8 protein-coding genes are annotated in these 9,326 nt (G+C 67.1%); 4 read left to right on the forward strand and 4 right to left on the reverse strand.

Annotation, left to right across the window (positions count from 1 at the left end):
- Both WBV89_RS05740 and selA read right to left on the reverse strand, forming a co-directional pair.
- Positions 1–347: GTP-binding protein (locus tag WBV89_RS05740; protein ID WP_423980377.1), on the reverse strand; the 347-nt coding region annotated here is incomplete at its 3' end.
- Positions 344–1,651 (reverse strand): L-seryl-tRNA(Sec) selenium transferase, encoded by a 1,308-nt coding sequence (gene selA / locus WBV89_RS05745; protein ID WP_423980378.1) that lies wholly within the window; start codon positions 1,649–1,651, stop codon positions 344–346. The genes WBV89_RS05740 and selA, both read right to left, overlap by 4 nt.
- A gap of 275 nt (positions 1,652–1,926) precedes the next feature.
- Here selA and dut point away from each other — a divergent pair, with 275 nt between their 5' ends.
- Positions 1,927–2,364, forward strand: a complete 438-nt coding sequence (gene dut / locus WBV89_RS05750; RefSeq protein WP_423980379.1) for a dUTP diphosphatase — start codon at positions 1,927–1,929, stop codon at positions 2,362–2,364.
- A 12-nt stretch (positions 2,365–2,376) separates the two neighbouring features.
- Here dut and WBV89_RS05755 read toward each other — a convergent pair whose 3' ends face one another.
- The gene (locus tag WBV89_RS05755) at positions 2,377–3,123 is read right to left on the reverse strand and encodes an NUDIX hydrolase (protein ID WP_423980380.1); all 747 of its coding nucleotides are present in this window, start codon (positions 3,121–3,123) and stop codon (positions 2,377–2,379) included.
- A 62-nt stretch (positions 3,124–3,185) separates the two neighbouring features.
- Here WBV89_RS05755 and WBV89_RS05760 point away from each other — a divergent pair, with 62 nt between their 5' ends.
- Entirely contained in the window at positions 3,186–3,677 is a 492-nt protein-coding gene (locus WBV89_RS05760) for a PaaI family thioesterase (RefSeq protein ID WP_423980381.1), read from the forward strand.
- A gap of 21 nt (positions 3,678–3,698) precedes the next feature.
- On the opposite strand, the gene WBV89_RS05765 is transcribed toward WBV89_RS05760, so the two are convergent.
- Positions 3,699–5,417 carry an NAD+ synthase gene (locus WBV89_RS05765; RefSeq protein WP_423980382.1) on the reverse strand — a complete coding sequence of 573 codons (1,719 nt, stop codon included), beginning with the start codon at positions 5,415–5,417 and terminating at the stop codon, positions 3,699–3,701.
- Positions 5,418–5,576: 159 nt separating this feature from the next.
- Between WBV89_RS05765 and WBV89_RS05770 the strand changes: the two genes are divergently transcribed.
- Together WBV89_RS05770 and glnII are read left to right on the forward strand one after the other, a co-directional pair.
- A complete protein-coding gene (locus WBV89_RS05770; protein WP_423980383.1) occupies positions 5,577–8,144 on the forward strand; it encodes a penicillin acylase family protein in 2,568 nt (855 codons plus the stop codon).
- Between the two features lie 157 nt (positions 8,145–8,301).
- Positions 8,302–9,309, forward strand: coding sequence for a glutamine synthetase GlnII (gene glnII, locus WBV89_RS05775; RefSeq protein WP_423980384.1), 1,008 nt, complete (start codon positions 8,302–8,304; stop codon positions 9,307–9,309).
- Positions 9,310–9,326 lie beyond the last annotated feature (17 nt).

Consider the following 9,326-nt stretch of genomic DNA (forward strand, 5'->3'; position numbering starts at 1 on the left):
TCGACCTTGGTCAGCGCGATCAGCCCGAACTCGACGCCGAGCAACTCGAGGATGCGCAGGTGTTCCTCCGACTGGGGCTTCCAGCCCTCCGTCGCCGCGACGACGAACACGCAGGCGTTCACCCCGCCGACACCGGCGAGCATGTTGCGCAGGAACTTCACGTGCCCGGGAACGTCGATGAAGCTGAGTTCGGTCCCCGACGGGAGCACGGTGTGGGCGAAACCGAGATCGATGGTGAGCCCGCGCCGTTTCTCCTCCTCGAATCGGTCGGGGTCGGTACCGGTGAGGGCGAGGACGAGCGACGACTTGCCGTGATCGACGTGGCCCGCTGTGACGACGACGGTCATGTGACGGCCAACGCGGAGCCGAGCGCGGCGACGACGTGCGGTTCCTGTGCCGGGTCGATCGTGCGGAGGTCGAGCAGCGTGCGTCCGTCGCGGGTCCGCGCGATCACCGGGATCGGAGCGGACCTGAGGGCGGCGAGGTGGTCGCCGTCGACGACGAGGGCACGGGACGGCATCGTGATGCCCGGTGCGGAGCCGGCGCCCGGAAGCGCTTCGGATGCCGCCGTGATCACGCGGGCGGGAACGATCCCATGGTCCTGTTCGAGTGCTGCTCGGATGCGCTCCGCGGACCGGTCGAGGTCATCCATCGAACGGCCGACCATCCGCCAGAACGAGATGTCGGTCGCCGCCCGCTTGTCGAGGTAGGTGAGAGCGGTGTCCTGGAGCGACCGCAGTACCAGTCCGCCCGGCCGCAGCGCACGGGCCAGAGGGTGGCGCGCGCACCGTTCGACCAGGTCGGCTCGGCCGACGATGATCCCGGCCTGTGGACCGCCGAGCAACTTGTCGCCCGAGAAGGTGACGATGTCGACCCCGTCCGCGATCGCCTGGACCGCTGCCGGCTCTCCGGCCAGCCACGCTGGAGGCGCGCCTGTGAGCCACGGCACGTTGGCGTCGAGCAACCCACTGCCGATGTCGGCCATCACCGGGACCTCGAGCGTGGCGAGCTCTGGGAGCGACGTCTCCTCGATGAACCCCTCGACACGGTAGTTGCTCGGGTGGACCTTCATGACGATCGCGACATCGGTGTCGGCTCGGGTGATGGCTCGCTGATAGTCGGAGAGGCGGGTGCGGTTGGTCGTGCCGACATCGATCAGGCGACAGCCCGACTGTTCCATCACCTCGGGAACGCGGAACGACCCGCCGATCTCGACGCTCTCGCCGCGGCTGACGGGGACATCACGGCCGGCCGCGAGCGCCGCGAGAACGAGCAGCACCGCGGCTGCGTTGTTGTTGACGACCATCGCGGCCTCCGCGCCGGTGAGACGCGCGAACAACTGTCCGACCGCGGTCTGGCGCGAGCCTCGTTCGCCGCTGGACAGGTCGAATTCGACCGTCTGCGGACGGGCATCCTGGCTGTGGGCGAGCGGTGCACGGCCGAGGTTCGTGTGCAACAGGACCCCGGTGGCATTGACGACATCGGTCAGCAATGTCCGCCGGAAATGGTCCGCCCGGCGGCGCGCCCCGTCGACGTCGTCCGCCGCGATCGCCTCGCGGGCGATGTCGACACAGATCGGGTGCGGGAGTCCGGAGGCCGTCAACGACCGAGCGAGGGCGTCCACCGACGGTGGACGATCCGACGCTGTCATGGTCGCCCCCTGCAGATCAGTCGCCGGAGATCGCTCACCCCGCCACTCTACGCCCCACCCCCACACCCCTCCCGCCCGACACGACCCGATCACCGCCCGGGGAAATTTCGAGTGATCGTGACGCCGGCCGTCCACATCGCTCGAAATTTCGGTGGAGCGGCGGCTCGTCCGTCGGAATTTCGTCGGATCGTGACGCTGCTCGTCACGATCCCTCGAAATTTCCCCGGCGCGACAGGATCGGGGCGGGGCGGGGGCTGCGGATACAGTCGGCACGCGTGAATGTGCAGATCCCGATCGTCCAACTCGACGGGGAACTCCCGCTCCCGGCATATGCACACGAGGGCGACGCCGGCCTCGACCTGTACGCACGTGAGGGAATCACCCTCGCGGCGGGGGGCGGACGCGGGTTGGTCCCGACCGGGATCTCGATTGCGATCCCGATGGGATATGGCGGATTCGTCCTCCCCCGCAGCGGGATGGCCCTCAAGCACGGAATCAGCGTGGTGAACGCACCCGGGCTCATCGACGCTGCGTACCGCGGTGAGATCAAGGTCATCCTCGTCAACACCGACCCGACCACCGACTATGCGATCGAGCGCGGCGATCGGGTCGCGCAACTCGTGATCCAGGCCGTCGCCACCGTCGAATGGAACGTCACCGACGACCTCGACGGTGCCGACCGCGGTGGCGGCTTCGGCCACTCCGGCCGCTGAAGATCAGCGCCGTCAACCCCAGGCGAACACCGGCTGTTCGAGGTCGACGACGCGGGACTCCGCGCTCGATCGCCCGTCCAGGCAGACCCACCGGAAGTTCAGGACCACCGCACCGGTCGGCGCGTGGATCAGGTCACCACCCAACGGCAACTGCACGACCGGCCGATCGCTCTCGGGAATCTCGACGAACCGCGGCGAGTCGGGCCGGACGAGTTCGCGCAATCCGATCCGATAGGTCGCGAGCACCTCGTCGGGATTCGGGTCGAACTCGACTTCGCTGCCACCCCACACCACGACCGGTGTCATCACGTATCCCGATCGCGTCGCGTAGTCGTCGAGCACGCCGAGCACCGACGAGTCGTCGAGATGCAATCCGATCTCCTCCATCGTCTCGCGGAGCGCGGCGTCGACGACCGACTCCCCGGCATCGAGCCGACCGCCCGGCAGCGCCCACTGCGACGCGTGCGTGTTGAGCCCGGCACTGCGTCGACAGAGGACGAACGCCGCTCCACCGGCGACGCCCGCCATCCGCCCGTCGAGGCCACCGCTGTAGCCGGGGATCACGCGCATCTCCTCATCGGACGCCTCGAACGGGTCGTCGGCATCGGCACCGACCTCGGAGTCGACGACGACGATCGCGACGGCCGCATGGCGCCGTCCGTCCAACGGCAGCGTCAGACGATCGTGCGAGGCGAGACGTACACGCATCCGTTCGCGCAGATCATCGTCGAATGCGATCGGGGCACAGCTCTCGGGCATCCATGCAGTGTCGCTCAGAACCCGCGGCCAGACCGAGTGCGGCATCGCGTACGGTCATCGACGTGGCTCGGATCCCGCTCAGCAACGACGACCTCGGCTACGACACCAACTGTTTCGTGTGCGAGCGCACCAACGAGGCCGGACTCCGGATTCCGTTCTTCCACGACACGGAGCGAAACGTCGTCACCGCTGAGTTCGCGCTCACGAACTCGTACAGCGGCGCTCCCACGCTGGTTCACGGCGGGGTCAGCCTCGCCGTGCTCGACGAGGCGATGGCATGGGCGTGCATCGCGATCGGGCGCCAGTGGGCGGTCACCTCGGAGACGTCGACCAAGTTCCACCGGGCCGTCTACGTCGACAAGCCGCACATCGTCGAAGCCGAGATCGTCGAACAGACCGACGCCGACATCGTCACCATCGGTCGGATCCTGAACCTCAAGGGGGTCGTGCGTGCGGAATCCCGAGCGACGTTCACCGCGCTCGGAGAGGCGCAACTCAAGGTCGTCGTCGCCGAGACCGGCGACCGTCTCCACGACTCGATGAATCTCGACTGACCGATCGGAAGCGACAGACCGTCAGCCGCGGTAGTGACTGGTGATCGGCATCCGCCGGTCCTTGCCGAACGCCTTGCGACTGACGCGCACCCCGGGCGGACACTGCCGCCGCTTGTATTCGGCGATGTCCACGAGTCGGGTCACGCGGCGAACCATGTCCTCGTCGTGGCCGAGTTCGACGATCTCGCCTGCGGTCCGGTCGTCTTCCACATACAACTCGAGAATCGGATCGAGCACCTCGTAGGGCGGAAGGCTGTCGTCGTCGCGTTGGTCCGGCCGCAGTTCGGCCGACGGTGGTTTCGTGATGACGTTCTCGGGGATGATCTCGCGGCCTGCGCGACGATTGACGAAGCGACACAGCTCGTAGACCCGCGTCTTGAGCACATCCTTGATCGCCGCGTACCCACCGACGGAGTCGCCGTAGATCGTGAAGTATCCGACGGCGACCTCGCTCTTGTTGCCGGTCGTGAGGACCATCCACCCGAACTCGTTCGACAGCGCCATCAGCAGCTGGCCCCGGCACCGAGACTGGATGTTCTCGAGGGTCAAACCCGGATCGCGACCCTCGAACGAGGACTCGAGCATCTCGAGGTAGGCGCTGAACGCCGGCTCGATCGAGATCGTCCGGAAATCGATTCCGAGGTTCTCGGCGAGCAGTTCGGCGTCGGACCTCGAATGATCCGAGGAGTATCGCGACGGCATCGACACGCCGTGGACGTGATCGGCACCGAGTGCGTCGACGGCGATCGCGGCGACGACCGTCGAATCGATGCCTCCCGACAGCCCGATGACGACGTCGGTGAAACCGTTCTTCCGGCAGTAGTCGCCGGTTCCGAGGACGAGCGCTTCGTACAACTCGCGATCGGCGTCGAAGGGTTCGGCCATCGGCGTCGCGGACACCTCGGGTGAAGATGCGGGCGTCGTCGTCACCTCGACGATCGGGAGCATCGCCTGCGTCACCCGGCCGCGCGGGTCGAGCAGCCGCTTGCGGTACACGGGAGGAACCGGGACGTCGACGATGGTCAGCGACTCGGTGAACTGCGGCGCCCGCGCCAGCAGCGTGCCCTCGTGATCGAAGGCCAGCGACCCGCCGTCGAAGACCAGTTCGTCCTGTCCCCCGACCTGGTTGACGTAGACGATCGCGCAGTGCGAATCCGCGGCCCGTGTGGCGAGCATCCGCTCCCGACGGCGACCCTTGCCGACGGCGTACGGCGAGCCGTTGATGTTGATGTTGAGTTCGGCCCCGGCGGCGGCCTGCGTGGCGACGGGACCGACGGGACTCCAGATGTCCTCGCAGATCGAGACCGCCACCTTGACACCGCCGATCAGGTACAGCTCGAGCGGGTCCGAGTCGTAGCCCGCCGTGAAGTAGCGCTGCTCGTCGAAGACCGTGCTGTTCGGAAGCAGCCGCTTGTGGAATTTGCCGAGGATCTCACCGTTCGCACAGACCGCCGCCGCGTTGTAGAGATCGCGGTCCTGGTCGACGAAGCCGACCACGGCGGCACACCGGCCGGTGCGGGCGGCGAACGCGGCGAGCGCCTCGAGGTTGTCCTCGATGAAGCCCGGCTTCAGGACCAGGTCCTCCGGTGGATAACCGATCAGCGACAACTCGGGGAACGCGACGATGTCGCATCCCGCTGCCTCGGCGGCCTCGTAGGCGTCGCTCATCATCGCGAGGTTCCCGTCGAGACCGCCGACGGTGGGGTTGAGCTGGGCCAGAGCGACTCGAAGCACCGTCACCGCGCCGACACTACCCCGCGTCCGCGGTCGACCACCGGGCCGTCCGCGGGAGCCGAATCCCTCCCAGCGGTGCCTCCGAGGGACGACGGATTCAGATTTTGGACACTCCGGCGGTTCTCGCTCAACGAAAGTGCCCCTGATCTGGCACTATGGATCACCGTGCGCAGGAAGCTGAGGGGGACGACGAAGGCGATCGCACTCGTCGTCGTCTCCGGCCTCCTCGTCGTCGCGTGCCGCCCGGGAAGTGGCCCCGAATCGATCCCGCTGCCAACATCGCCCGACACGACCACCACGACGTCGACGACCACCTCGACCACCACCACGACCACGACGACCACGGTCCCACCCACGTTCGAGGCGACGATTCGCACGACGACCGACGGAATCCCGCACATCGAAGGACGTGATCGGGCCGACATCTCGTTCGGGCAGGGCTATGTCAGCGGTGAGACGTACGGGTGCACGTTGCTCGACCAGATCCTGAAGGTGACCGGCGAGCGGTCGCTCTACCTCGGACCGGGAGCGAACGGTGAGAATGTCGACAGCGACTTCGCCTGGCGCGCGCTCGACCTCATCGGCCGCGCCGAGGTGGACTTCCCAGCGTCGTCGGACGCCGTGATCGAACAGTTCGAGGCCTTCACCACCGGCTGGAACCAGTACCTCGCCGACGAGGGAGGACGCGACCTTCCGGGGTGGTGCACCGGAGCCGAATGGGTCCGGCCGATCGACCCGATCGAGGTCTACGCCTACGCACGCTCGATCGCACTGCTCGCGAGCGGCGCGAATTTCACCGACTACATCGCGACCGCTCAGCCGCCCGACCCCGACGATCCCGCCGTCGACGCCCAGCCCGACGCTCCTGCTGTGGAACCCGATTTCTCGCTGTTGGTGCCCACGGGCATCGGCTCGAACGCGTGGGCCATCGGTGCCGACCGGATCGAGGGCGGCACCGGCTCGGCTCTCGTCGCGAACCCGCACCTCCCGTGGGAGGGCGCGCTGCGCTACGCCGAGGTCCAGTTGACCGTCCCCGGTGACGTCGACATCTACGGCGTACAACTGGCGGGGCTGCCGGGCATCGCGACGGGGTACACGAGTGGTGTCGCCTGGTCACACACGGCGTCGGCGGGCCATCGCTACACGCTGTACACGCTCGACCTCGACCCGGCGTCGCCGACGACCTACCTCATCGACGGCGAACCACACGAGATGACCTCGTCGGAACACGCCGTGGAGATCCTCCGCCCGGACGGCACCATCGACACCGAGACCCGCAGGCTCTACGAGAGCGAGTACGGCCCGATCATCAACTTCCCCAACGTCGCCTGGACGAACGAGACCGTCCTCAGCTACCGCGATGCCAACCTCGACAACGACGAGGCGATCGAGTTCTCCACCGACCTGCTCGATGTCGAGGATCTCGCCGAGCTCCAGGAAACCGATGCCCGCCACCAGGGCATCGCCCAGTCGAACACGGTCGCGGTCGGCGCCGACGGTGACGTCTGGTACGCCGACACCTCGGCGACACCGAAACTCTCCGCCGAAGCCGAACTGCTGTACGCACAGGATCGCTTCCTCGGCCAGAGCTTCGCCCGCACCGCGTTCGAGGAAGGCGTCATCCTCCTCGACGGCTCCGACAGCCGGTTCCGCTGGGAGGAGGTCGAGGGCGCCCGCGACCCCGGCCTCGTGCCGTACGACGAGCAGCCCCAGACCGAACGACGCGACTACGTGTTCAACGCGAACGACAGCTTCTGGGTCCCGAACGATCGATTCAGGATCACCGGCGACTACTCGGTCCTGCACGGTCAGCAAGATGCGCCGCTCTCGATGCGCACCCGTCAGAACGCGATGGTGCTCGCCGAGGACGACCCGCTCGACCTCGCCGGGCCCGACGACGACTTCTCGGCCGAGGAACTCCGCGACGCTGCGTTCGACAACACGGCCCAGACCGCCGCACTGCTCCGCGAACCGGTCGTCGCTGCGTGCCGAGCGGCTGCCCCCGTGCCCGTCGACGCGGTCCTGCTGGACGACGACAGCGAAGCGCTTCCGGCCGAGACCGTCGACCTGACACCGGCGTGCGACGTACTCGACGAGTGGGACGGACGGTTCAACCTCGACAGCGCCGGTGCCGTGCTCTGGCGCGAGACGATGACGCGCTTCGCCGACCAGGACTTCACCACCGTCGGCCCGCTGTTCTCCGAGCCGTTCGACCCCGCCGACCCGACCGAGACACCCGCCGGATTCACCACCGATCCGACGCCGGTCGTGCAGGCGCTGGCCCGCGCGGTTCAGACGATCACGCAGGCGGGATTCGAAGTCGACGCGACGATGGGCGCCGCCCAGTTCACCGAACGCTCCGGTGAACGGATTCCGCTCCACGGCGGGACCAGCCACGACGGCGTCACCAACGTCGTTGGATGGTCCGACCTGGCCAACTCGAGTGAGCCCGCGCCGACGCGCGGCGAGCTCGTCACCCCCAACGGTGATCTGCGCGGCGACGGCTACCCGGTCAACGACGGGACCAGCTTCGTGATGGTCGTCGACTTCTCGTCCGGTGAACCCGACGCCTCGGCGATCCTCACCTACGGGAACACCGGCCATCGCGAGTCGGACATCTTCGCGAGTCAGACCGTTCGATTCAGCGAGAAGAACTGGCGCCAGATCCTCGACACCGACGCCGAGATCGATGCCGATCCGAACCTCACCGAAGTCACGGTCACACAGCCCTGACACCGGACGCCGGAAGCGTTCACGCGCCGTTCACAGTCGGGCAACAGGTCTGCAACTGCCCGCTGGCAGCCTTCAGAACCGGCTCAGAACCCGCCGATAGGGTCGGCCGTATCAACGAAGACCGATGACCAACATCAAGAAATCGAGGACAACCAACGTGGCTATCAAGGCTGAATACATCTGGATCGACGGCACCAACCCGACGCCGCAGCTCCGCTCGAAGACGAAGATTCTCGACGAGCCGACTGACGACTACCCGATCTGGAGCTTCGACGGCTCGTCGACCAACCAGGCCACGGGCGACAAGAGCGACTGCGTGCTGAAGCCGGTCCGCGCCTTCCCCGACCCGATCCGCGGTGGAGACCACGTCCTGGTGATGTGCGAAGTGATGCTCGTCGACGGCAAGGCACATCCGACCAATACCCGCGCTGCCGCAGCACGCACCGCCAAGAAGTACAAGAAGCACGAGCCGTTGTTCGGCATCGAGCAGGAATACACGATGCTCAAGGCCGACCTGAGCCCGCTCGGCTTCCCCGACGGTGGCTACCCCGCTCCCCAGGGTCCGTACTACTGCGGTGTCGGCGAGTACGCGATCACCGGTCGCCAGATCGCCGAAGAGCACATGGATGCCTGCCTGCAGGCCGGCATCGGCCTCTCGGGCATCAACGCCGAGGTCATGCCCGGTCAGTGGGAGTTCCAGGTCGGCCCGCGCGGTCTGCTGGAAGTCTCCGACGAACTGTGGATGGCGCGCTGGTTGCTGCATCGCATCGCCGAGGACTACGGCGTCGTCATCAGCATCGACGCGAAGCCGGTCAAGGGCGACTGGAACGGCGCCGGAGCGCACACCAACTTCTCCACCAAGGAGATGCGCGAGGACGGCGGCTACAAGTACATCGAAGCCGGCTGCAAGGCGATCGGGGCAAAGGCCGACCTGCACATCAAGAACTACGGCGAAGGCGTCGAAGACCGCCTCACCGGAGCCCACGAGACGCAGCGCTACGACCAGTTCAGCTACGGGGTCTCCGACCGCGGTGCATCGATCCGCATCCCGTGGCAGGTCTCGGTCGACCAGAAGGGCTACCTCGAGGACCGTCGCCCGAACGGCAACATGGATCCCTACGTCGTCGCTCGTCTCATGACCGACACCGTCTGCTCGGCGATGTGACGCACACACGCTGAACG

This window comes from Ilumatobacter sp. (assembly GCF_049588435.1).
GTDB lineage: Bacteria > Actinomycetota > Acidimicrobiia > Acidimicrobiales > Ilumatobacteraceae > Ilumatobacter_A.